This is a genomic window from Bradyrhizobium sp. 138 (assembly GCF_023074075.1).
Taxonomy (GTDB): Bacteria; Pseudomonadota; Alphaproteobacteria; order Rhizobiales; family Xanthobacteraceae; genus Bradyrhizobium.
In genome coordinates this window covers 295664-319089 of the sequence record NZ_JADPKT010000022.1, presented here as the reverse complement: position 1 = coordinate 319089, position 23426 = coordinate 295664, and the positions used below count along the sequence as shown (strand labels likewise).

General features: G+C 64.9%; 17 protein-coding genes. 8 read left to right on the top strand and 9 right to left on the bottom strand.

What is annotated here, in order from left to right; translation table 11 throughout:
- Positions 1-75: 75 nt before the first annotated feature.
- The 6 genes from accC to IVA79_RS13135 all read right to left on the bottom strand — a co-directional run bounded on the left by accC (position 76) and on the right by IVA79_RS13135 (position 6004).
- Positions 76-1434, bottom strand: a complete 1359-nt coding sequence (accC, locus tag IVA79_RS13160; RefSeq protein WP_247553450.1) for an acetyl-CoA carboxylase biotin carboxylase subunit — start codon at positions 1432-1434, stop codon at positions 76-78.
- An 81-nt stretch (positions 1435-1515) separates the two neighbouring features.
- Positions 1516-2007, bottom strand: a complete 492-nt coding sequence (accB, locus tag IVA79_RS13155; RefSeq protein ID WP_247553449.1) for an acetyl-CoA carboxylase biotin carboxyl carrier protein — start codon at positions 2005-2007, stop codon at positions 1516-1518.
- A gap of 37 nt (positions 2008-2044) precedes the next feature.
- Positions 2045-2512 carry a type II 3-dehydroquinate dehydratase gene (aroQ, locus tag IVA79_RS13150; protein ID WP_247553448.1) on the bottom strand — a complete coding sequence of 156 codons (468 nt, stop codon included), beginning with the start codon at positions 2510-2512 and terminating at the stop codon, positions 2045-2047.
- Between the two features lie 228 nt (positions 2513-2740).
- Entirely contained in the window at positions 2741-3526 is a 786-nt protein-coding gene (locus tag IVA79_RS13145) for a DUF1236 domain-containing protein (protein WP_247553446.1), read from the bottom strand.
- A 213-nt stretch (positions 3527-3739) separates the two neighbouring features.
- Positions 3740-4507 carry a DsbA family protein gene (locus IVA79_RS13140; RefSeq protein WP_247553444.1) on the bottom strand — a complete coding sequence of 256 codons (768 nt, stop codon included), beginning with the start codon at positions 4505-4507 and terminating at the stop codon, positions 3740-3742.
- 96 nt (positions 4508-4603) lie between these two features.
- The gene (locus IVA79_RS13135) at positions 4604-6004 is read right to left on the bottom strand and encodes a M48 family metalloprotease (protein WP_247553441.1); all 1401 of its coding nucleotides are present in this window, start codon (positions 6002-6004) and stop codon (positions 4604-4606) included.
- Between the two features lie 192 nt (positions 6005-6196).
- On the opposite strand from IVA79_RS13135, the gene IVA79_RS13130 reads away from it, so the two are divergent.
- The 3 genes from IVA79_RS13130 (at position 6197) to IVA79_RS13120 (ending at position 9450) form a co-directional block, all read left to right on the top strand.
- Positions 6197-7384 carry an aminotransferase class I/II-fold pyridoxal phosphate-dependent enzyme gene (locus IVA79_RS13130; RefSeq protein WP_247553439.1) on the top strand — a complete coding sequence of 396 codons (1188 nt, stop codon included), beginning with the start codon at positions 6197-6199 and terminating at the stop codon, positions 7382-7384.
- An 89-nt stretch (positions 7385-7473) separates the two neighbouring features.
- A complete protein-coding gene (locus IVA79_RS13125) occupies positions 7474-8031 on the top strand; it encodes a biotin transporter BioY (protein WP_247553754.1) in 558 nt (185 codons plus the stop codon).
- Between the two features lie 84 nt (positions 8032-8115).
- A complete protein-coding gene (locus tag IVA79_RS13120) occupies positions 8116-9450 on the top strand; it encodes a dicarboxylate/amino acid:cation symporter (RefSeq protein ID WP_247553437.1) in 1335 nt (444 codons plus the stop codon).
- 67 nt (positions 9451-9517) lie between these two features.
- On the opposite strand, the gene IVA79_RS13115 is transcribed toward IVA79_RS13120, so the two are convergent.
- The 3 genes from IVA79_RS13115 to IVA79_RS13105 form a co-directional block, all read right to left on the bottom strand.
- Positions 9518-10750 (bottom strand): FAD-binding oxidoreductase, encoded by a 1233-nt coding sequence (locus IVA79_RS13115; RefSeq protein WP_247553435.1) that lies wholly within the window; start codon positions 10748-10750, stop codon positions 9518-9520.
- A gap of 20 nt (positions 10751-10770) precedes the next feature.
- On the bottom strand, positions 10771-12267 hold the full coding sequence (locus IVA79_RS13110; protein WP_247553433.1) for an amidase family protein: 1497 nt from the start codon (positions 12265-12267) through the stop codon (positions 10771-10773).
- A 107-nt stretch (positions 12268-12374) separates the two neighbouring features.
- Positions 12375-15440, bottom strand: coding sequence for a ribonuclease E/G (locus tag IVA79_RS13105; RefSeq protein ID WP_247553431.1), 3066 nt, complete (start codon positions 15438-15440; stop codon positions 12375-12377).
- 705 nt (positions 15441-16145) lie between these two features.
- Here IVA79_RS13105 and IVA79_RS13100 point away from each other — a divergent pair.
- The 5 genes from IVA79_RS13100 (at position 16146) to IVA79_RS13080 (ending at position 22878) form a co-directional block, all read left to right on the top strand.
- Positions 16146-17441, top strand: a complete 1296-nt coding sequence (locus tag IVA79_RS13100) for an N-acetylmuramoyl-L-alanine amidase (protein WP_247553429.1) — start codon at positions 16146-16148, stop codon at positions 17439-17441.
- Between the two features lie 276 nt (positions 17442-17717).
- Positions 17718-20222, top strand: coding sequence for a penicillin-binding protein 1A (locus tag IVA79_RS13095; protein ID WP_247553427.1), 2505 nt, complete (start codon positions 17718-17720; stop codon positions 20220-20222).
- Between the two features lie 171 nt (positions 20223-20393).
- Positions 20394-21525, top strand: a protein-coding gene (gene prfB, locus IVA79_RS13090) for a peptide chain release factor 2 (protein ID WP_247553426.1) whose coding sequence is annotated in 2 segments (ribosomal slippage) — positions 20394-20462 and positions 20464-21525 — 1131 coding nt in all. Because the reading frame shifts where the segments join, the coding sequence is not laid out codon by codon here.
- A gap of 2 nt (positions 21526-21527) precedes the next feature.
- Entirely contained in the window at positions 21528-22409 is an 882-nt protein-coding gene (locus tag IVA79_RS13085) for an NAD(P)-dependent oxidoreductase (RefSeq protein WP_247553425.1), read from the top strand.
- Positions 22410-22596: 187 nt separating this feature from the next.
- Positions 22597-22878, top strand: coding sequence for a DUF3551 domain-containing protein (locus IVA79_RS13080; protein ID WP_247553424.1), 282 nt, complete (start codon positions 22597-22599; stop codon positions 22876-22878).
- The last annotated feature ends 548 nt before the right edge of the window (positions 22879-23426 follow it).

Here is a 23426-nt window from a genome sequence, read left to right as displayed (position 1 = left end):
CAAAACGCCCCCCTGGAACTGGCCCCAACCGTCCAGAACGCGATTGAGGCCAAAGGGTTCCACCAAGGGGCGAGATTATCTCGGCGCGGGTTCCGCCTTGCCGGCCAAGTACTGCTCCAGCCAGTGGATGTGGTAGTCGCCGTTGATGATGTCGTCTTCACGCACCAGCGCGCGGAACAGCGGCAGCGTGGTCTCGATGCCTTCCACGACCATCTCGTCCAGCGCACGTCGGAGCCGCATCAGGCACTCGGCGCGAGTCTTGCCGTGGACGATCAGCTTGCCGACCAGCGAGTCGTAATAGGGCGGGATCGTGTAGCCCTGGTAGACGGCGGAATCGATCCGGACGCCGAGCCCGCCAGGCGGATGGTATTGCAGGATCCGGCCGGGCGAGGGGCGGAAGGTCTGCGGATTCTCCGCGTTGATGCGGCACTCGATGGCATGGCCGATGACCTGGACTTCGTCCTGCTTGGCCGGCAGGTCGCCGCCGGCGGCGATGCGGATCTGCTCCAGCACGAGGTCGATGTCGGTGATGCTCTCGGTGACGGGATGCTCGACCTGGATGCGCGTGTTCATCTCGATGAAATAGAACTCGCCGTCCTCGAACAGGAATTCGATGGTGCCGACGCCGAGATATTTCATCTCGCGCATGGCTTTGGCGCAGGTCTCGCCAATCTTGGCGCGCGCGGCGGCGGCAAGGACAGGCGAGGGGCCTTCCTCCCAGACCTTCTGGTGGCGGCGTTGCAGCGAGCAGTCGCGTTCGCCGAGATGGATCGCGCCGCCGCGGCCGTCGCCGAGGATCTGGATCTCGATATGGCGCGGCTTCTGGAGGTATTTTTCGAGGTAGACGGAGGCATCGCCAAAGGCGGATTTGGCCTCATTGGCCGCCGTCGACAGCGCCACCTGAAGGTCGGCCTCGCTATGGGCGACCTTCATGCCACGGCCGCCGCCCCCGGCCGCAGCCTTCACCAGCACGGGAAAGCCGATCTTCTTTGCAATCGCCAACGCGTCGTCATCGGGGCCGACCGCGCCGTCGGAGCCGGGCACCACGGGGATGCCGAGGCGCTTGGCGGTCTTCTTCGCCTCGATCTTGTCGCCCATCAAACGGATGTGCTCGGCCTTGGGACCGATGAAGTGCAGATTGTGCTCGGACAGGATTTCCGCGAAGCGGGCATTCTCCGACAGGAAGCCGTAGCCGGGATGCACGGCGTCGGCGCCGGTGATCTCGCAGGCCGCGAGCAGCGCGGGCACGTTGAGATAGCTGTCCTTGGATGCCGGCGGTCCGATGCAGACGCTCTCGTCCGACAGGCGCACATGCATGGCGTCGGCGTCGGCGGTGGAGTGCACGGCGACGGTCGCGATCCCGAGCTCCTTGCAGGCCCTGAGGATGCGAAGGGCGATCTCGCCGCGATTGGCTATGAGGATCTTGTCGAACATGATGTCCTGCAGTGAATGGCGAGTGGCGAATGGCGAATAGGGACGGCGGGTGCCATTCGCTATTCGCTACTCCCCATTCGCCTACTCAATAATCACCAGCGGCTCGCCGTACTCGACCGGCTGGCCGTCCTCGACCAGGATCTGCGTCACCGTGCCGGCGCGCGGCGAGGGGATCTGGTTCATGGTCTTCATGGCTTCGATGATCAGCAGCGTCTGTCCGACCGAGACCTTGCTGCCGACCTCGATGAACGGCTTGGCGCCCGGCTCCGGCGACCAATAGGCGGTGCCGACCATCGGCGAGCTGACCGCGCCAGGATGCTTCGACAGGTCCGGGCCGGCGGCGACGGCAGGCGCGGCGGAGGCGACCGGCAGGGCGGCGGGCGCAGCCGCCATCGGCATCGGCATGGTCGCAGCAACACTGATGTTGCGGGCGACGCGCAGGCGCAGGCCGGCGCGTTCGATCTCGATCTCGGTGAGACTGGTCTCATCGAGCAGAAGTGCGAGCTCGCGGACGAGCGCGGAATCCTCACTGGAAAACTTTGCGGCTGCTTTGTCGTCTGGCTGGCGCGCCATGTTCTTTGATCCGAATGTTCTGTTTGATGAGGGAGCTTCAGGCTTTGGGCCTGATGGCAAGCTTGGCGGCAAGGCCCTGGATGGCGAGGCGGTAGCCCTCGATGCCGAAACCGCAAAGCGAGGCGAAGGCCGCGCGCGCGGTGTAGGAGTGGTGACGAAAGCTCTCGCGGGCGTGGATGTTGGTCACATGCACTTCGACCGTCGGGATCTGCACCGCCAGCAGCGCGTCGTGTAGCGCGATCGAAGTGTGCGAATAGCCGCCGGCATTGATGATGATGCCCTTCATCTTGCGCGCATGCGCCTCATGGATGAAGTCGATCAGCTCACCCTCGCGGTTGGACTGGCGGCAATCGGCCTTGAGACCGAACGTCGCCGCCGTCTCCCGGCACAACGCCTCGACGTCGGCCAGCGTCGCATGGCCATACTTTTCCGGCTCGCGCGTCCCCAACATGTTGAGGTTCGGCCCGTTCAGAACGAGGATCGTGTCGGTTGCAGGTTCTGCCATTCCAATCCCGGAAGAGGTGCTCGGCGTGGCGGGGGTTATAGGTAACAAAGCGCTTGAGGGGAAGCCTTGACGGCCTCCCGGAGGGGTTCAAGGACCTCATCCAGTGCGCAAAAACCTGTGTGGAAACCACGGAAATCGCTTGTTAACCAGTCCGAAGCATGGCTGCCGGCCAACCGCAAAGGGGGCGGGCATTGCTGCCCGCCCCCAAGGCTAACCCGTGATCCGGCCTTAGACGTTCAGGACCGCCACGATCTCGTAGGTGTCCGGATCGATGATCACGATCTGCTCGCGGACGAGAACGTACTTATAGGTCCGCCACTCCGGATAGATGGTCACGACCCGGGACGGCAGGGCGTGCAACGAAATGCCCTCGCGCGGAATGCGGGTGCCGACCGAGATGTTGAAGTTCACATTGGTCACGGGCGCCACCTTCTCCTCGCGGATCACCGAGGTGATCTGCGTGCGCTGCTCGGTCGAGAGCTTGGCGGCCGCGCCAGCCTGGCCGGTCGTCGTCTGCGACCGCTCGGTCCCGGTCTGGGTCTGGGTCTGGCTTTGCGAACCCTGGTGGCCCGGCGCGTTCATGCCGCTGCGGTCTTCCTGACCTTGGGCCTTCATGTCCTTGCTGCCCTTGGTCTCGGTTTCCTTGCTCATGCTACCCTTGGACTTCTCGTCGCTCCGCGGGCTCTGGCCGACCGTCGATGACTTCTCCGACTGCGTCGACTTCTCACGCGTCGCACCCGGCTGGTCCTTGTTCATCTTGTCGGACTGAGTTGACTTGTCATGAGCAGCCGGCTGATCCTTCATGCCGCCGGCCTGACCGACCGTTCCCTTGTCTTGCTTGTCCATGGACTCTTGCTTGCCCATGGAACCGCTGCGCTCGCCAGAAGGCTGCGTGCTGTGCTGGGTCTGCTGGCCACTGCCGTAGTCCTTGGTTCCGGTTCCTTGCGCGTTGGCGAAACCGGTGCCGGTGATCAGCGCCAAAGCTGCAACCGAGACCAAAAAGCGATTAGTCATTTGAACCTCTCCTCAGGTGATTTTCTTTGCGTCATTGCCCGCGCCAACAACGAAAGGAGAGCGCAGTCGTTCCGAATTCACGAGGTTCCGACAGGCTTTGTTTGTTGAACGCCGGATGAACGGTCGCGCCCGGAGCGCGACAAACTGCGACCGTCGAACCGCGCAAAAAAAAGCCGGCGGTGAGCCGGCCTTTTCAACGCAATGTCGTATCGATCAGCAGGTTGCCTTGCCGCAGCGGGCGATGCCGATCTTTTCCTTGAGGCTTTCGACGCCGACGGCGCCGATCACGATCTGCTTGCCGATGACGTAGCTCGGCGTGCCGTTCATGCCCATCGCTTCGGCGAGCTTGAAGTTCTCCTCGATGGTGGCGCGCACCTCGGGGCTGGCGATGTCCTTCTCGATCTTCGCGGTGTCGAGACCGGCTTCCTTGGCTGCTTGAAGCGCGCGCGCCTTGTCGGCGGCACCGCGGCCAGTGAGCAGCTTCTGGTGGAAGTCGAGATATTTCTTGCCGGAGGGATCCTGCATGCGCACGGCGACCGCGACCTGGGCTGCTTCCACCGAGCCTTGGCTCAGCACCGGAAACTCCTTCAGAACGACCTTCAGCTTCGGATCGCTCTTCATGAGCGTAAGCATGTCGTCCATCGCGCGCTTGCAGTAGCCGCAATTGTAGTCGAAGAACTCGACGAAGGTGACGTCGCCGTCCTTGTTGCCGAGCACGACCTGGCGCGGGGAGTTGAAGATCGCGTCCGCATTCTGCGCGACGCTGGCTTCGTGCTTCTGGGTCTCGGCTGCGGCCTGGCGCTTGCTGAGCTCGGCCATGGCCTCCTCGAGCACCTCGGGATGGCTGACGAGATAGTTCTTGATGATGGCCTCGATGTCGGTGCGCTGTTTATCGGAGAAACTGTCGGCCGACGCGGGCGCGGCTGCGCCGAACAAAGCGAGCGCAAACAACGCAGGAGCAAGCAGGCGCAGCGAAGGCATAGGCAAATCCTCTTATCCAAAGCAGGTTTTGGGATACGTCCCGGCGGACTCAAAGCTCGGTGTCGTGACGTCGTGGTGTGTCAGGCGTCGTTCTCGTCAATTGCGCGGCGGCTTCGCCGCCACGATGTCGTCGGCCTTGACCCATCCGGGCGTGCCGACGGCGAAACGGGTTTTCGCGCGCGTGGCAAGCTCGCGGGCGGTCTTGTTGTCGCCGCGCAGATAGGCGGCCTGGGCCGAGGCGAGATCTGCCTCGGCATATTCGCCCTTCCGGCCATAGGCCATCGCGAGCTGGGTATAGCCGAGCGCCGCCTCGGGCTCTCGCGCCACCGCAGCGCGGAGAATCCGAACGGCGTCGTCGGTGTAGGCCTTATTATCGGTTCCAACCAGAGCCTGCCCAAGTAACATCTCGATGAGGGGCGAATTGTTCAAAAGCTGCGCCGCCTTGCGCAGGGCCGGGATCGCCTCGGCCGGTTTGCCGCTTTCCAGCAGGGCCTGGCCGCGCACCTCGTAGAAGTACGGGTTGTTCGGCTGGACCTGGATCAGCGCGTCGATCTGCGTGAGCGCGCTGCGCAGATCCCCGTGCAGATAGGTGCTGATGGCGCGGGCATAGCGCGCCGGCAGGCTGTCGTTCGACAGGGGATAGCGGCGGTACACCGTCTCCGGCCGCTCCATGAAGGCGGAGATCTTGGCGCGTACCATGTCATGGCGGAGCTGGAGCGCGGGATCGTCCTTCTTGTTCCAGAAGGGGCTGGAGCTTGCGAACTCCTGGAGCGCGGCGACGCGCTCGGCCGGCATCGGATGCGACTGCAGATAGGGATCGGCGCCGCGCGCGGCGAACAGGCTCTCGCTGGTGAAGCGCTTGAAGGTCTCGTACATGCCCTTCGGCGATTGCTGGGTCGCGGACAGGAATTTTACGCCGGCGCGATCGGCATTCTCCTCCTGCTGGCGCTGGTAGGACAGCAGCGTGCGGCGGATCACCTCCTGCGGAGCGGCGATCGCGGCGGCGCCCGCATTGGCGAGGCCGTTGTTGCCAGCGCTGCTGCGCTGGGTGCTGCCCGCGGCGATCGCGCCGACGCCGAGCAGCATCGCGATGATCATCTGGGTCTGCGCCGCGGCGAGCTGCTCGCGCAGCTTGGAGAGATGGCCGCCGGCCAGATGCCCGGTCTCGTGCGCGAGCACGCCGATGATCTGGTTCGGCGTCTCCGATTGCAGGATCGCGCCGTAATTGACGAAGATGCGGCGGCCGTCGGCGACGAACGCGTTGAACGAGCCGTCGTTGATGATCACCATCTGGATGTTGTGCTTCTCCAGACCGGCGACGCGCAGGATCGGGCGGGTGTATTCGCGCAGCAGCTGCTCGGTCTCGGTGTCGCGCAGGACCGGCGGCCCCTTGGCTTGCGCATGCGCGGCCGAGAACGGCGTCAGCGCGATCGCCGCGGCCGTGACGAGGGCGGTGAGGGCGGAGGCCTTTTTGCGCAATACGATCTGGAGCAACATCAGGCGGTCTGGGTCAAACGGTCTTGATCAAGCAGTTTCGTGATTGGTTTTGGCGATTGGCGGCGGACCGGATACGCGATATGCCCTTGCGGGCCGTTCCCCTTATGCGCCGCACAATGCGGCCAGTCTGGGGCGCAAGCGCCCCGTTTCCCGACCGGACGGGCCGGTCCGCCAGCGAAATAGCAGAAATCGATGCACGATGCGACATTGAGAAACCGGTTGGGGCAGTGGCTCGAGCCCTCGCGCCGGAGCGACGTTCCCCCGTTCATGGTGATGGACGTCATGGCCGCGGCGGCCCGAATCGAGGCCGCTGGCGGCCATGTCATCCACGTGGAGGTCGGCCAGCCCGCGGCCGGCGCGCCCAAGACCGCGATTGCGGCCGCCCATGCGGCGCTCGAGGCCGGGCGGATCGATTATACCTCCGCGCTCGGCATCCCCGGTCTGCGCCAGCGCATCGCACGGCATTATCGCGATGCCTATGGCTGCGACGTCAGCCCCGAGCGGATCGTTGTGACCACCGGCTCCTCCGGCGGGTTCATCTTGGCTTTCCTGTCGATGTTCGAGCCGGGCGACCGCGTTGCCGTGACGGTGCCGGGCTATCCGCCTTATCGCCATATCCTCACCGCGCTCGGTTGCGAGCCGGTGCTGATCGAGACCACGAACGAGACGCGCCATGCGCTCACCGGCGAGGCGCTGCTCGCGGCCCATCGCAAGGCGCCGTTGAAGGGCGTGCTGGTCGGCAGCCCCGCCAATCCAACGGGGACGATGATGTCCCGCGAAGCGCTCGCTGGCCTGATTGCGGCGGCCGAAGACGCGGGCATCCGCTTCATCTCGGACGAGATCTATCACGGGCTCGACTATGCGTTTCCGGCCGTCACCGCCGCCGCGCTCTCCGAGCATGCACTCGTGATCAACTCGTTCTCGAAGTATTTTTGCATGACGGGCTGGCGCGTCGGCTGGATGGTCGTACCCGAAATCCTGGTGCGGCCGATCGAGCGGCTGCAGCAGAACCTGTCGATCTCGGTGCCGGCGCTGTCGCAGATCGCGGCAGAGGCGGCCTTCGACGGCGCCGCCGAGATGGAGGCGATCAAGCACGGCTATCAGGAAAACCGGCGGATCTTGATCGAGGGATTGCCGAAAGCTGGCCTGGCCAAGTTCCTGCCGGCTGATGGTGCGTTTTATCTCTATGCCGACGTCTCGGACTTCACCTCCGACAGTTTCGAGTTCGCCAAGCAGATGCTGGAGCAGGCAGGCGTTGCGGCAACGCCCGGCCTCGATTTCGATCCCGTTCACGGCAGCTCGTTCATTCGTCTTTCCTATGCGCGCTCGCCCGCGGAGATGCGCGAGGCAGTTGACCGGATCGCTCACTGGCTTAAATAGCCGCCAGTTTTCGACCACTTCCGGAGTTCATCTTGCCTGACCGATCTGCCCCGACCGCGGCCACGCCGCATTTTTCTCTCGCCGCTTTGATGTGGCCGACCCGGCCGGGTGAAACCGTTGGCGCAGTGCGCGCCGTCGTGCTGATCGCGCTCGGCACCGCATTGATGGCGCTATCAGCCAAGGTCAGCCTGCCGCTGCCCTATGTCCCGATGACGTTGCAGACGCTGGTGGTGCTGATGATCGGTGCTGCCTATGGCTGGCGTCTTGGCAGCGCAACCATGATCGCCTACCTCGCCGAAGGCGCGTTTGGGGCGCCGGTGTTTGCCGGACCGGTGGGTGGCATTGCACCGCTGTTCGGCCCGACCGCGGGGTATCTGTTCGGTTTCATTGCGGCGGCTTTCGTGACCGGCTGGCTCGCCGAGCGCGGCTGGGATCGCAGCATGGCGCTGTTGTTTGCAGCAATGGCTGTTGGCCATATCATCATTCTGGCCGCCGGCTTCGGCTGGCTGGCGTTTGGCCTCGGGCTGGGCGTTGCGAAATCCTGGCAGGTCGGCATCGTGCCGTTCGTTGCGGCTTCGTTGGTCAAGAACGCACTTGGCGCGACGCTGATGCCAGCCGCGCGCAGGCTGATCGAACGCCGAAAGTAAAACAGGCAAGAACCGAGCGGTTCCAATTGACAGGGCCGGCCAAGTTGATCTTGGCTGGCCCAGCGTCTTGAGGGGAGTGAAACGATGACGACGACAACGATGGCGGAGGCGCCGATCGCGCCGCCCGCCGCCAAGCCGTGGTACAAGGTTCTCTACGTCCAGGTGCTGATCGCCATCGTGCTCGGCGCCATCGTCGGCTGGCTGTGGCCACAATTCGCCACCAACGAATGGATCAAGGCGCTCGGCGACGGCTTCATCAAGCTGATCAAGATGGTGATCGCCCCGATCATCTTCTGCACCGTCGTCTCCGGCATCGCCCACATCCAGGACGCCAAAAAGGTCGGCCGCATCGGCGTCAAGGCGCTGGTCTATTTCGAGGTCGTCTCAACCTTCGCCCTGGTGATCGGTCTCGTCGTCGGCAATCTGGTCAAGCCGGGCTCCGGCTTCGGCAATGCGGCGGCAAGTGCGGAGGCGGTTTCCAAGTTTGCAGACCAGGCCAAGGCGCAGAAGTCCGTCGACTTCGTGCTGCACATCATTCCCGACACCGTGGTCGGCGCCTTCGCGCAAGGCGAGATCCTGCAGGTGCTGCTGTTCTCGGTGCTGTTCGGCTTCGCCGTCATGAGCCTAGGCGAGCGCGGCCACACTATCCGCAGCTTCATCGACGATGCCGCGCATGCGGTGTTCGGCGTCATCTCGATCGTGATGCGCGCGGCGCCGATCGGTGCGTTCGGCGCGATGGCCTACACCATCGGCAAGTTCGGGACCGGTGCGATCCTCAATCTGATCGGGTTGATCGCGACCTTCTACGTGACGGCCGCGCTGTTCGTGTTCGTCGTGCTCGGCCTCATCGCGCGCCTGGCCGGCTTCTCGATCTTCAAGTTCCTGTCCTACATCAAGGACGAGCTGCTGATCGTGCTTGGCACCTCGTCCTCGGAGAGCGCGTTGCCGTCCTTGATGGAGAAGCTGGAGCGACTCGGCTGCTCGAAGTCGGTGGTCGGTCTCGTTGTGCCCACGGGCTATTCGTTCAATCTCGACGGCACCAACATCTATATGACGCTGGCGACCCTGTTCATCGCACAGGCGCTCGGTGTCGATCTCAGCTTCAGCCAGCAGCTCACGATCCTGGTCGTGGCCATGCTGACCTCGAAGGGCGCCTCCGGAATCACCGGCGCGGGCTTCATCACGCTGGCGGCGACGCTTGCCGTGGTCGATCCGCGCCTCGTGCCGGGCATGGCGATCGTGCTCGGCATCGACAAGTTCATGAGCGAGTGCCGCGCGCTGACCAATCTGTGCGGCAACGGCGTCGCCTGCGTGATCGTCGCCTGGTGGGAGGGCGAGCTCGACCGCGACAAGCTTAACGCCAACCTCGCCAAGCAGATCGATCCGACCGACATGGAGACGGCGATCACGACGGACTGATCGGCGCGCTCGGGCTCAGAAATGAAAAGGGCTGGTCGAGATCCTCGATCAGCCCTTTTCTTTGGGTCTAAAACCGCTCCGGCCGATAAGGCACCGGATCAATCGCCGGCGTCTCGCCGCTCATGATCTCGGCGAGCAGGCGACCGGTCGCGGGGCCCAGGGTAAAACCCTGATGGCCGTGGCCGAAATTCATCCAGAGGCCGGGATGACGCGGCGCTTGCCCGAGCACCGGCAGCATGTCGGGCGTGCAGGGGCGGGTGCCGAACCACGGATCGGGCTCGACGCGCTTGCCGAGATCGATCAGCTCGCGTGCGGAGGCTTCCGCGCTGGCAAGCTGCACCGGCGTTGCGAGCGCGTCCGGGCTCGTCAGCTCGGCGCCTGTGGTGATGCGGATGCCCTTGGCCATCGGGCCCATGGCGTAGCCGCCGCCCTTGTCGACGAGAGGCAAATCGAGCGAGGCGCCGCCGCTGTAATGCATGTGGTAGCCGCGCTTGCGCACCAGTGGAATGCGATAGCCGAACTTGTGCAGCAGATCGGGCGACCACGGCCCGAGCGTCACGACGGCATGGGGGGCGTCGAGGCGCCCCTGGTCGGTATCGACGGACCAGCCGGTCCCGGTCTGCCGCAGCGACTGCGCATCACCGAGAACGACGGTGCCGCCGAGGCGCTCGAACAACTCGGCATAGGCCGTCACGAGCGCACCCGGATCGGACACGGTCCAGGTGTCGAGCCAATGGATGGCGCCGGGAAGATCGTCGCGCAGGATCGGCTCGGCCTTGGCAAGCTCGCTGCCGGAGAGGACGCGAAAATTCACGCCGAATTCGCTTTGATCTTGCTCCGCCGTCTTGATCGCGAGATCGAATGAAGCGGCGTCGCGATGCAGCATGCGATAGCCGGCGCGGCGGATCAGATTGTCGGCATGGGCTTGCCGAATGAGGATGTCGTGCTCTGCGGTCGCGTAGGCGATCAGCCGTGCCCAGGCCTCGATCGCCTCGCGATGCCGCTTCGGCGCCGAGTGCCACCAGTAGCGGAGCAGGGGCTCGATATGGAGGTGAAGCGACGACAGGCTGTAGCGCACATCGTTGGTGCGGCCGGTCGCGATGTTCACGAGCGTCGCAAGGTCGCGCGGCATCGGATAGGGGCGGACCGCTTCGGCCTGGATCATTCCGGCATTGCCGTAGCTGGTCTCGCGGCCCGGCTCCCTGCGATCAACGAGCGTGACGGTCCAGCCGCGCTGCTGCAGGTGCAGCGCTGCACTCACGCCGATCATGCCGCCGCCGAGAACGATTGCGCTTTGCATCGGAAGAATTCTCCTGTCGGTTATTCCCAAGTGAGGAAGCCGGGAGCGGACGATAGAGCCGGTGCCGCGGCGAGCCGCGCCAGGTCAGGCACGGGCCGGCACGTCTGCGCATCGCTTGCCAACGCCGCCTCGATGCTTGCCGCAACCGAGAGCACGATGGCGTCGCCGCCGCGCGGGCCGACGATCTGGAGGCCGAACGGCAGCCCGGCCTCATCGAGGCCGAGCGGAATGCTGATGGCGGGATGGCCGGGAAGCGTGACGGCGTAGGCCAGCGCGAGCCAGTGGAAGTAGGATTTGGTCGGCACGCCGTCGATCTCGGCGGGATAAGGCTCCGACCACGGCCGCGGGCTCAGCGTGATGGTCGGGCTGATCAGCACGTCGCAGGTCTCGAAGAAGCTTTGATAGGCGCGATAGATCCGCGTCTGCGTCGTCGTGGCCCGCGCATGGTCTTCGAGCGTGTAGCCGAGCCCTTCCTCGACATTGGCGCGGACATTGGGGCCGAGCATCTCGCGACGTTCTTTGTAGTTCTTGCCATGCATCGCCAGGAATATGCCCGCGCGCAGCACGGCAAAGGCGTCGTCGGCGCCGGAGCAATCCGGCGTCGCTTCGCGGGACTCTGCGAACAGCGGCGCGAGCGTCTTCACCCGCGCGCGGAACACCCGCCGGATCGCCTGCTCGGTCGGGGCGAAGCCGAAATCCTCGGTGAAGGCGAGGCGCAACTTGCCGAGCTCTGCGGGGCGCGGAGCGGCCCAGCGCTCGGCACGGGCGCGCAGGGGCTCGCCGGGCAGTGTATAAGCGAGCGGATCGCGGGCATCATCGCTCGCCATCACCGACAGCATCAGTGCAGTGTCGGCGACGTTGCGCGCCATCGGCCCGTCGGTCGACAGATTGGACCAGCCGAACGCACGTTTTTCGCTGGCGACGAGGCCGTAGGACGGGCGCATGCCGACAATGCCGGCGAAGCCGGCCGGATTGCGCAAGGAGCCGCCGGTGTCGGAGCCCGAGGCGAGCGGAGCCATGTCGCAGGCGAGCGCCACCGCCGAGCCGCCGGAGGAGCCAGCCGCCGAACGCATGGGATCGAAGGGGTTGCCGGTCGCGCCGAACACGGGGTTGCGGGTGTTGGCGCCGGCCGCCCATTCCGGCGTGTTGGTCTTGCCGAAGATGATGGCGCCGGCGGCGCGCAGCCGCGCGACCGAGCCCTGGTCGGCGGCCGGGACGTTGTCCTTCAGCAGCGGGCTGCCATAGGTGGACCGCATCCCGGCGGTGTCCTGGGTGTCCTTGATGAGAACGGGAAGACCGTGCAGAGCGCCGCGATCTTCGCCACGCAGAATGGCGGCTTCGGCCGCCTTGGCCGCGGCACGTGCGCCTGGCTCGTCCAGCGTCACGACGGCGTTGACTGCGGGATTGACGGTGGCGATGCGCGACAGGCAGGAATCCAGCAGCTCGACGGGTGAGATCGCCCGTGCGGCCAATAAGCGGCGCAGCTCAACGGCACTGGAATCGCAAAGCTCTGACACTGCCGGTCCCCTCTCTGATTGCGAAGACGGCTTAGCACATCGGGACGACCGCGAAACCAAAACGCCCGGCAGTGCCGGGCGTCACATCTTGCATAGGTTGTTCGGCTTTACTCGCCGCCGCCGAAGCGGCGGGACCACCAGCCGGCACGGCGCGGGGCGGCCGGCGTTTCGCTTGCCACTTCCGGCGCCGGCTCGGCCGCCGGCGTGGGCGGGGCGACCGGCTCGGTCGCTTGCGCAACCGGCGTTGCCGGCTCGCTCGGGCTGCTCGACAGGAAGCTCACCTTTTCGCGCACCGTGGAGCGGCGCCGTGCGGCCTTGTCTTCGGCGGGCTCTTCCTCGGCAACAACGGGGACGGGCTGGGCCGGTACCTCGGTCTGCACCTCGACGCGCGGCTCAGGCTGCGCAACTTGCGGCTCGGCGCTGGGCTCGGCTTGCGCAATCGAGGGCGCAGCCTCATTGCCGAAGCCGTCGAAATCGGCAACCGCGTCGGCAGCTTCCGATGGCTGATTGCTACCGAGTTCGTCGCCGATGGAGCCGGCAAGACCTTCCTCGCCGCCACCGCGACGGCGACGTCCGCCGCGGCGACCACGCCGGCGCCGGCGGTCGCCGCTGCCCTGCTGCTCACCACGGGCTGCTTGTTCCTCGCCTTCTTCGCCGTCCTGCTCGGCTTCGGCATCGTCCTCGCCTTCGCCGGCCGCGACGGCCGCCTCGGGAAGGGTGGGGGCGCTATCATCACGCGGCTCGCCGTCACGCTGGCCACCGCGGCCGCGGCGGCGACGGCGACGCTTGCGGCGCTGGCCGTCCTGCTCGGAGGCGGCGTCGCCTGCGGCCTGCTCTTCCGCGAGGCCTTCGGTCTCCTCGGTCTCGACCTCGGATTCGGTCTCCGGATCGAACTCCTCGTCGTCGTAAGCTTCTTCGGCCAGGGGCGGCGGGCTCGCAGCGGCCTGCGCCAGGAGCAGCGCCTTGGCGGCCTCCAGCGTATGCACCTGCTCGCCGCGGTCGATGAGGTAGGCCTGCGGCCCGCTGACGCTGGAATCCGCGATGACCGAGAGGGTGACCTTGAAGCCGTTCTCGAGGTCGCGCAGATGGCCGCGCTTGTGGTTGAGCACATAGAGCGCGACGTCGGTGCGGGTGCGGACCACGAGATTGTGGGTCGCGCCCTTCATCAGGATCTCTTCGAGGCCGCGCAGCAGCTGGAGCGCCACCGACGACACCGAGCGGACATGGCCGGTGCCGCCGCAATGCGGGCACGGATCGGTCGAGCTCTCGAGCACGCTGGCGCGGATGCGCTGGCGCGACATCTCAAGCAGACCGAAATGGGAGATGCGGCCGACCTGGATGCGCGCGCGGTCCTGCCTGAGACAATCGGACAGCTTGCGCTCGACCGCGCGATTGTTGCGCTTCTCGTCCATGTCGATGAAGTCGATGACGATCAGGCCGGCGAGGTCGCGCAAGCGAAGCTGGCGGGCGACTTCCTCGGCCGCTTCCAGATTGGTCTTGAGCGCGGTGTCCTCGATATGGTGCTCGCGCGTCGATCGTCCGGAGTTGACGTCGATCGAGACCAGCGCCTCGGTCTGGTTGATCACGATGTAGCCGCCGGAGCGCAGTTGCACGGTCGGCGAGAACATCGCGTCCAGCTGACTCTCGACGCCCATGCGCGAGAACAGCGGCTGGCCGTCGCGATACTGCCTCACCGCGCTGACATTGGCGGGCATCAGCATCTTCATGAAGTCGCGCGCTTCGCGGTAGCCGGATTCGCCGGCGACCTGAATCTCGTCGATCTCCTTGTTGTAGAGGTCGCGCAGCGAGCGCTTGATCAGCGAGCCTTCCTCGTAGACCAGGGTCGGGGCCTGCGACTTCAGCGTGAGGTCGCGCACCGTCTCCCACATCCGGATCAGATATTCGAAGTCGCGCTTGATCTCGGGCTTGGTGCGGGCGGCGCCCGCGGTGCGCAGGATGATGCCCATGCCCTCGGGCACGTCGAGGTCCTGCACCACTTCCTTCAGGCGGGAGCGGTCCTGGGCGCTGGTGATCTTGCGGCTGATACCGCCGCCGCGCGCGGTGTTCGGCATCAACACGGCATAGCGGCCGGCGAGCGACAGATAGGTCGTCAGCGCCGCGCCCTTGTTGCCGCGCTCTTCCTTGACGACCTGCACCAGCATCACCTGGCGGCGCTTGATGACTTCCTGGATCTTGTACTGGCGGCGCGGACGGAAAGTGCGCTCCGGCACTTCCTCCAGCACATCGTCGCCACCGACGGATTCGACGACTTCATCTTCGGCTTCCTCGCCGTCCTCGTCCTCGTCCTCATCCTCATCGTCGTCGCCGGTTGCTTCCGCAGCCCGGGCAGGCGGCGCTTCGGCGCTCTCACCATACACGGCGTCCGCCGGTTCGGCGGCAGCGGTCACGGCTTCGGCGAGGGCCTCGGCGTGCACTTCGGAGGTGGCGGTCTCCTGCGGCTCGGCAACGATCTCGGTCGCGACCACGGGCTCGGCGCCGACGGCTGCGACGGGCGCGGGGGTCTCGCCGACATGATCATGGTCGTGGTGATCGTGCTGCTGATCGTGACTATGGTCGTGATCGTGCTCGACATCATGGGCATGATGATCGTCGTGATCATGCTCGCCATGATCGTGGTCGTGGTGATCGTGGCCTTCGTGCTCTGCATCGGCGTGCAGATGCTCGCCTTCATGCAGGGCGCCCTCGGCATGTTCCGGCAGCGCAGCGCCCTCGATCGGCTGGGCGACGGGATCGGCGCCGGCATCGAGGCCTTCGACGATGTCGCTCCGCACGCGCTCGCCATGACCGCGGCGGCGGGCATTGCGGTGGCGCGAACGGCGGCGCCCGTGGGAGCGGTTCTCGCTCTCCTCCTCGGCCTCGCGATGGGCCTGCTCCTCGGCCTCGATCAGCGCCTGCCGGTCGGCGACCGGGATCTGATAGTAGTCGGGATGGATTTCGCTGAAGGCGAGGAAGCCGTGGCGGTTGCCGCCATATTCGACGAAGGCGGCCTGGAGCGAGGGTTCGACCCTTGTGACCTTGGCGAGGTAGATATTCCCGCGCAGTTGCTTGCGTTGCGCGGTCTCGAAATCAAACTCTTCGACGCGATTGCCGCGGACCACGACGACCCGGGTCTCTTCCGGGTGGGTGGCATCGATCAACATCTTGTTGGGCATGTCTTAACTCTTGGCGGCGGCGGGCGCTAATCACCGTGGGCGCGTATCGCGCCGCCGGGTGACGCGACGGTCCACCTGATTCGGGGGTGAGGGGAAGGCCGAAACGCCGTCTCTCGCGCCTTGCCGAACCGGAAGCTTCAGGACCCTTGCGACGCGCGGGATTGTCACTCCGCAGCGTCGCGAATGGTCCTTCAGAATTCGTCGGCACAGTCTGGCGCATCAAGCGTCGGCCCGTATGAAACATTGGGCGGGGAGGCCGCCCTTCAATCAGTTGCTGCTGGCCAGGCATGGCGCGAGCGCGCTCGCCTTGGGGATCACGAACCGCTCCCTTGGGATCAAGGGATCGGGTAATGGGTTACGTCGCTGTCAGAACCGTCCCGGTAACGCGAGTGGTAACCCAGGACCGTCCGCCGCCGACGCTTGACCCGCTCCACCTCGCTGCCGCGCACCGCGCTGGTCTTAGAGGGGAACGGAAAACGCTGGAATTCTCAAACCTTGAGAGTTCCGGCGCTGCACCGGGAGGCTGAATGCGACACAACCGGAAATATCGGCCGTCAGCATTCCGTACATACGAGGAATGAGCCATCCGTGCAAGGGAGCGTCGCACGGCGGTCACAGTCAGCGAGTTTCGCGTTTCTGTCATTAAGGATCAATTAACCCTGTGGTTCTATTGCGTTAAAAGGGCTGCTCGGAGGCACGGAATCGGTGGCGAGCCGCACAAATCGAGGGATTCTGCTGGGAGGCGCGCTGCTGTGCGCCGCAGCACTGCCATGTGCCGATTCCTCGCGCCTGAGGGCGGCGGAAGGCCAGCCGCAACCCGCTGTTGCCGTAGCGAATTTCCCGGTTGCCTCGGCTGCCCGGCTGGCCGGCGACGGCAAGCAGACCCGCTTCATTCTCGACATCGACCAGGCCGTCACCTTCCGCGCTGTCACGCTGGCCGACCCGTACCGGGTGGTCGTTGACGTGCCGCAGGTCAGTTTTCAGCTGCCGGCGGGCACCGGGGCCGGGGGGCGGGGACTGGTCAAGGCTTTCCGCTACGGGCTCGTCATGCCCGGCGGCTCGCGAATCGTGTTCGACCTGACGGGGCCGGCCAAGATCGCCAAATCCTACGTGTTGGAGGCGGCCAACGATCAGCCGGCCCGGCTTGTGCTGGAGCTGGAGGAGGTTGACCGCGCCGCCTTCGTGCAGTCGCTCGCGCCCGAAAATCGCCCCGAACTACGGCCCACCATCGCCGAGGCGCAGCCTGCAACGGCTCCCGCGACGACAGCCCCCGAAACGGCGCAGCAGAAGACCGATGGCCGCCCGGTGGTCGTGATCGATCCCGGCCATGGCGGCATCGACAATGGCACGCAGTCGAGCGGCGAGAGCGAGAAGAATCTGGTGCTGGCCTTTGGGCTGGCGCTGCGCGACAGGCTGGAGAAGGCCGGTAAATACCGTGTGGTCATGACGCGGGACGACGACACCTTCATTCCCCTCAATGACCGGACCAAGATCGCCCGCAACCTCAAAGCCGCCTTGTTCGTCTCGATTCATGCCGATGCGCTGCCTCGCGCCGAGGGCGATGCGCAGGGCGCGACCATCTATACGCTGTCAGACAAGGCCTCCGACGCCGAGGCCCAGCGGCTGGCGGATGCGGAAAACCGGGCAGATGCGATCGCCGGTTTCAACCTGACGGAGGAGCCGACCGACGTCGCCGACATCCTGATCGACCTCACGCAGCGGGAAACCCGCACCTTTTCAAACCGTTTCGCCCGCCTTTTGATGGGTGAAATGAAGTCGACGGTGCGGATGCACAAGCATCCCCTGAAGTCGGCCGGCTTCCGGGTCCTGAAGGCGCCCGATGTGCCCTCGGTGCTGGTCGAGATCGGCTACGTCTCCAACAAGGGCGACCTCGAGCATCTGGTGTCCGAGGGCTGGCGGTCCAAGGCGGTGGGCTCGATGGCGCAGGCCATCGACGGGTTTTTGACCAAACGGATGGCCACCGCGGGATCGTCGAATTGACGACCCGGGATCGCCCAATTGGGCGACCCTGAGGTCTTCAAACTGCAAGGGTTTTTCCGTCCCGTCGCAAAAGCCCTAGTTTGGCCACAGCGGGCGCTTTATAAAAATGCCGCAGGGGGTTCCGGAATCGGCGAGAATCCTGTTCGGCAAGCGTCTTAAGTCCGGCACTGATGTATTGTGTAAGCCGGTGAATTCGCGACGTGAGATTTGGCGCCTGTTTGGGGTGCCAAGGGGCTGATACTGGGCTGATCCAAAGTTTGAACGGATAAACAGATAATGCGCTTGCTGGTGCGGTTCATGGGCTTCCTGTTCGCCGCGGGAACAGTGGTGTTCCTTGTCGGTGTCGGGGCCGTGGCAGGCCTGATCTGGCATTTCTCCAAGGACTTGCCGGACTACTCTCAGCTTCAGGATTACGAGCCGCCGGTGATGACCCGCGTGCACGCGGTCGATGGTTCGCTGCTCGGCGAATACGCCAAGGAGCGGCGGCTGTATCTGCCGATCCAGGCGGTGCCCAAGCTCGTGATCAACGCCTTCCTCGCGGCCGAAGACAAGAATTTCTACGAGCACGGCGGCATCGACTACACCGGCATGGCGCGCGCCGGCGTGGTCTACATCCAGAACTACGGTTCCAACCGCCGTCCGCAGGGCGCTTCCACGATCACCCAGCAGGTCGCCAAGAATTTCCTTCTGACCAACGAGGTCTCCTTCGCCCGCAAGATCAAGGAAGCCTTGCTGGCGATGCGGATCGAGAAGACCTACTCGAAGGACAAGATCCTCGAGCTGTATCTGAACGAGATCTATCTCGGCCTCGGCGCCTACGGCATCGCCGCCGCGTCGCTGGTCTATTTCGACAAGTCGGTGAACGAGCTGACGGTTGCGGAAGCGTCCTATCTGGCCGCGCTGCCGAAAATGCCGGCGACGCTGCATCCCGTCCGCAACCGCGACCGCGCCATCGAGCGCCGCAATTACGTGATCGACCGTCTGGTGGAGAACGGCTGGATCAAGCAGGCCGACGCCGACAAGGCCCGCAAGGAGCCGCTGGCCGTCACCAACCGTTCCAACGGCGCCCACACCTTCGCCGGCGAGTATTTTGCCGAGGAAGTCCGCCGCGACATCTTCGAGCGCTATGGCGAGAAGAAGCTCTATGAGGGCGGTCTCTCCGTCCGCACCACGCTCGATCCGAAGATCCAGGTCATGGCGCGCAAGGCCATGGTCGCTGGCCTCGTGAACTATGACGAGCAGCAGGGCTATCGCGGCGCCATGAGCAAGCTCGATATTTCGGGCGATTGGGGCGTGAAGCTGGCCGAGATCAAATCGCTGTCCGACATCTCGCCATGGCGCATGGCGGTGGTGCTGGAGACAAGCGACCAGTCGGCGCGCATCGGCTTCCAGCCGAGCCGCGAGCTCGGCGGCGCCGTCAGCAAGCAGCGCGAGACTGGCCTCGTCACACTCGATGGCGTGCGCTGGGCGCGAGCGGCCCAGGGCAATACCAGGGGCAAGACGCCAACCTCCGTAGCGCAGGTGCTTGCGCCCGGCGACGTGATCTATGCCGATCCGCTTTACAGCAAGGAGGGACAACCGGTCGAAGGCCAGTACCGGCTGCGCCAGATCCCCGAAGTGTCCGGCGCCATGGTCGCGATGGATCCGTGGACCGGCCGCGTGCTCGCCATGGTCGGCGGCTTCTCGTTCGACCAGAGCCAGTTCAACCGCGCCACGCAGGCCTACCGGCAGCCGGGTTCGTCGTTCAAGCCGATCGTGTATTCGGCTGCACTCGACAACGGCTATACGCCCTCGACCGTCGTGCTCGATGCTCCCATCGAAATCGACCAAGGGCAGGGCGCCGGCGTATGGCGGCCGGAAAACTTCTCCTCGGGCAAGTTCCAGGGACCGGTGACGCTGCGCAACGCGCTGCGGCAATCCCTCAACACGGTGACGGTGCGTCTTGCGCAGGACATCGGCATGCCCCTGATCGGCGAATATGCCCGCCGTTTCGGCGTCTATGACGAACTGCCGAACTATCTGTCTTACGCGCTCGGCGCCGGCGAAACGACGGCGATGCGCATGGTCACTGCGTATTCGATGCTCGCCAATGGCGGCCGCCGCGTGAAGCCGACTCTGATCGACCGTATTCAGGACCGCTATGGCCACACCATCTTCAAGCACGACCAGCGCGAATGCCGCGGCTGCGACGCCCCGGGCGGCTGGAAGAGCCAGCCTGAGCCGCAGCTCATCGACCGCCGCGAGCAGGTGCTTGACTCCATGACCGCCTATCAGATCACCGAACTGATGGAGGGCGTGGTCCAGGCCGGTACCGCGACCGTGGTCAAGGAGGTCGGCAAGCCGGTTGCCGGCAAGACCGGTACCACCAACGAGGCCAAGGACGCCTGGTTCGTCGGCTTCTCGCCCGACGTCGCCGTCGCCATCTATATGGGCTACGACAAGCCGCGTCCGCTGGGCAAGGGCAATGCCGCTACCGGTGGCCATCTGGCGGCTCCCATCGCGCGCGATTTCCTCAAGCTCGCGCTCGCTGACAAGCCCGCGGTTCCGTTCAAGGTGCCTGCCGGCATCAAGCTCGTGCGCGTCGCCTCCAAGACGGGCATGCGTGCAGGTCCCGGCGAGACCGGCGGGACCATCCTCGAAGCCTTCAAGCCGGGCACGGCGCCGCCGGACAATTATTCGGTCATCGGCGTGGCCGACGCCGACGGGCGCATGCCGGCCTCGCAGCAGCAGCAGCCGGATTCCGGCTTCTTCATGCGGCCCGGCACCGGCGGGCTGTACTAGGCCGGATAACACGGACGATCGCGGTTCCGGCGGTTGCGCTTTGCAGCCGCCGCCGCTACATCCCATTCGCGATGAGATGAACTGTCATCGCTTCAGCTTTTTGTTTGCGCATGATCTTTTCGGGAAACCGCTGCACACTTTCCCGGATCATGCGCTAGACCAGAGACCCACATGCGCGCCGAAATCGAACGGTTGGTAGAAGAGATCAAGCAGTCAGTCGGGCTGCTGAGGAGGCATCTTTGACGTCGAGAAATCGACGGCGCGCCTCGCTGAGCTGAACAAGCTCGCAGAAGATCCCAACCTCTGGAACGATCCCCAGAAAGCCCAGAAGCTGATGCAGGAGCGGACCTCGCTTGAGGATTCGCTTGGCGGTATCGGCAAGGTCGAGCAGGAGCTCGAAGACGACATTGGCATGATCGAGCTCGGCGAGGCCGAGGGCGATGACGGTGTCGTTGCGGAAGCCGAAGCTGCGCTGAAGAACCTGAAGAAGGAAGTCGCGCGGCGCGAGCTCGAGGCGCTGCTGTCGGGCGAAGCCGACCGGTTCGATTCCTATCTCGAAGTCCATGCCGGCGCCGGCGGCACCGAGAGCCAGGACTGGGCGCAGATGCTGCTGCGCATGTATACGCGCTGGGCCGAAACGCACGGCTTCAAGGTCGAGTATCTCGAAGAGTCCGAGGGCGAAGAGGCCGGCATCAAGTCCGCGACGATCCAGGTCTCCGGTCACAACGCCTATGGCTGGCTGAAGACCGAAGCTGGCGTGCACCGCCTCGTCCGCATCTCGCCGTTCGATTCCAACGCACGGCGGCACACCTCGTTTTCGAGCGTGCAGGTGTTTCCCGTCATCGACGACAGCATCAAGATCGACATCAAGGAATCCGACGTTCGCGTCGATACGATGCGCTCGGGCGGCGCCGGCGGCCAGCACGTCAACAAGACCGAATCCGCGGTGCGGTTGACGCATATTCCGACCGGCGTCGCCGTGGTCTGCCAGGCCGGCCGCTCCCAGCACAAGAACCGGGCGCAGGCATGGGACATGCTGCGCGCGCGCCTTTATGAAATCGAGCTGAAGAAGCGCGAGGAGAAGGCCGCCGCCGACCAGGCTGCCAAGACCGATATCGGCTGGGGCCACCAGATCCGCTCCTACGTGCTACAGCCCTACCAGATGGTGAAGGACCTGCGCACGGGCGTGCAGACCTCCGACACCTCGGGCGTTCTCAATGGCGAGCTCGACGACTTCATGGCCGCGACCTTGGCGCAGCGCGCCTTCGGGACCCCGGGTGCCGACATCGAGGACGTGGACTGATCATGCCCCGGATCGCCTTCATCGGGCTTGGACGGATGGGCCACGGTATGGCCGGCCGCTATCTCGATGCCGGCTTCACGGTGACGCTGTGGAATCGCAGCAAGGCCAAGGCTGAAGACCTGATCGCGCGCGGCGCGCACTGGGCGACCTCGCCTGAGGACGCCGCGATCGATGCCGACGCGGTCGTGACCATGGTGGCTGACGATGAAGCCTCGCGCGCGGTGTGGCTCGGGCCGAACGGCGCGGCCAAGACCGCCAAGGCCGGCACCATCGCGATCGAATGCTCGACCGTCTCCTATGACCATGCCCGCGAGATGGGCCGCGAGCTGAATGCGCGCGGGCTGATCTACATCGACTGCCCGGTGACGGGATTGCCGGATGCTGCCGCCAGCGGAAAGCTGACGCTGCTGGCCGGCGCCGACCCGGCCGATCTCGAGCGCGCGCGGCCTTTTCTCGAACCAATCGGCTCGACCATCCGCCATTTCGGCGCGGTCGGCACTGGTACCGTCTACAAGCTCATCAACAATCTGATGGGCGCGATCCAGATCGCCGGCCTCGCCGAGGGCCTCGCGATCGCCGAGCAGGCCGGGCTCGACATGAAACTGGTGCTGGAGTCGATCCAGGCCGGCGTTGCCGCAAGCCCCCAGGTCACGCGTCATTCCAAGCGCATGGTCGCCCGCGATTTCAGCGGCGCGACCTTCACGGCTGCGCTCCGGCACAAGGATGCCGCCTATGCGGTGAGGCTCGCGGAGAGCCTGCTGGCGGAGAAGCCACTGGTCTCGCGTGCTGCGGTCGAGTCCTACGCGCAGGCGAAGGCTGCGATGCCGGATGATGATGAAGGCAGGATGATCGAGCTGGTGTCGCGGCCGAAGAAGGCGTCCTAGGGCGGATGCTCATAAGAGCGAAGTCGGCTCTGACGGCATCGGCTACCCGGAGCTCATCAGCCCAAGGAATCGACGTTCAAAGCGACTGGCTGCACTGCAAAATCTCCTTGGTGATGGCCGGCGGCCTAAGGATTACCTTTCGAGGCTCCGCTTGCTTTCAGCATGTTCTATAATCCGTCCGCTTTACATGATGGAGGGTCGAATGCGACTCGGTTTGCTTATTGGGTTCCTGCTGTTGGGCCTTTCTTCAGCAGCAGAGGCCGGCCGCGACTATCCCTGGTGCGTCTTCGGTGGCCATGCTGGCGCTCCCGGCGAGTGCATGTATGAGACGAGAGAGCAGTGCCTGGCCTCGGCATCCGGACGGTGGACCAGCTATTGCGATATCAATCCGCGCGTGAGATTCCAGCAGCAAGCGCCGCGCCCGCCAGCATGTGATTCTCGTGGACGCCGCTGCGCGCCGGGATCGTGAGTCGCTCAGCGCAAGGCTTCACAGGGGCATTGGACGTAGAGTCCAGTGCGCCAATGATCTGCTCGAACGCGCGTTTCTCTATACGGCCTTCGGACAAGGGCATGTCGCTTGTTGGCCCATTGCGACCACATCGAGCCTGCGTTCACGTGTCGGCTGCCAGGGCAAAACCGACATGGCGAGGACGAACCCAAATCGACGCGAATGACCCAAAGCGGATATACGGCGGTGCTCATCTATCGCGAGCTAATTTCAGAAGGCCGAGGGCGATAATTAGAAAGACGGGGAGGATAGCCACAAAGGAAAGAATTGCCGTCAGGCTCTTATGCCAAAACAGGAAGTAAGTTTGAGCTTGCGATGACAGACATCGACAGCACCGAGCCAACTAAAGCTGTTTTGCGCGTTTCATAGCGCCCGACACGGTTGGATACGTTTCCCTTGTTGTTCGCGACTGCAGCTGACGCGATAGCTCTAGCTGAGACGATAACTCCTTTGTCGCTAGTAGCGGCGGCTGATGACCCTTCGCGGACATATCGAAATCAAAAAAGACC

Bases quoted from the DNA above. Each gene is read 5' to 3' on its own strand.
- IVA79_RS13095 (WP_247553427.1), top strand. From the start codon at position 17,718: ATGCGCTTGCTGGTGCGGTTCATGGGCTTCCTGTTCGCCGCGGGAACA.
- aroQ (WP_247553448.1), bottom strand. From the start codon at position 2,512: ATGGCAGAACCTGCAACCGACACGATCCTCGTTCTGAACGGGCCGAAC.
- IVA79_RS13105 (WP_247553431.1), bottom strand. From the start codon at position 15,440: ATGCCCAACAAGATGTTGATCGATGCCACCCACCCGGAAGAGACCCGG.
- IVA79_RS13140 (WP_247553444.1), bottom strand. From the start codon at position 4,507: ATGCCTTCGCTGCGCCTGCTTGCTCCTGCGTTGTTTGCGCTCGCTTTG.
- IVA79_RS13120 (WP_247553437.1), top strand. From the start codon at position 8,116: ATGACGACGACAACGATGGCGGAGGCGCCGATCGCGCCGCCCGCCGCC.
- IVA79_RS13135 (WP_247553441.1), bottom strand. From the start codon at position 6,004: ATGTTGCTCCAGATCGTATTGCGCAAAAAGGCCTCCGCCCTCACCGCC.
- IVA79_RS13115 (WP_247553435.1), bottom strand. From the start codon at position 10,750: ATGCAAAGCGCAATCGTTCTCGGCGGCGGCATGATCGGCGTGAGTGCA.
- IVA79_RS13130 (WP_247553439.1), top strand. From the start codon at position 6,197: ATGCACGATGCGACATTGAGAAACCGGTTGGGGCAGTGGCTCGAGCCC.
- accB (WP_247553449.1), bottom strand. From the start codon at position 2,007: ATGGCGCGCCAGCCAGACGACAAAGCAGCCGCAAAGTTTTCCAGTGAG.
- IVA79_RS13080 (WP_247553424.1), top strand. From the start codon at position 22,597: ATGATGGAGGGTCGAATGCGACTCGGTTTGCTTATTGGGTTCCTGCTG.
- IVA79_RS13085 (WP_247553425.1), top strand. From the start codon at position 21,528: ATGCCCCGGATCGCCTTCATCGGGCTTGGACGGATGGGCCACGGTATG.
- accC (WP_247553450.1), bottom strand. From the start codon at position 1,434: ATGTTCGACAAGATCCTCATAGCCAATCGCGGCGAGATCGCCCTTCGC.
- IVA79_RS13145 (WP_247553446.1), bottom strand. From the start codon at position 3,526: ATGACTAATCGCTTTTTGGTCTCGGTTGCAGCTTTGGCGCTGATCACC.
- IVA79_RS13125 (WP_247553754.1), top strand. From the start codon at position 7,474: ATGTGGCCGACCCGGCCGGGTGAAACCGTTGGCGCAGTGCGCGCCGTC.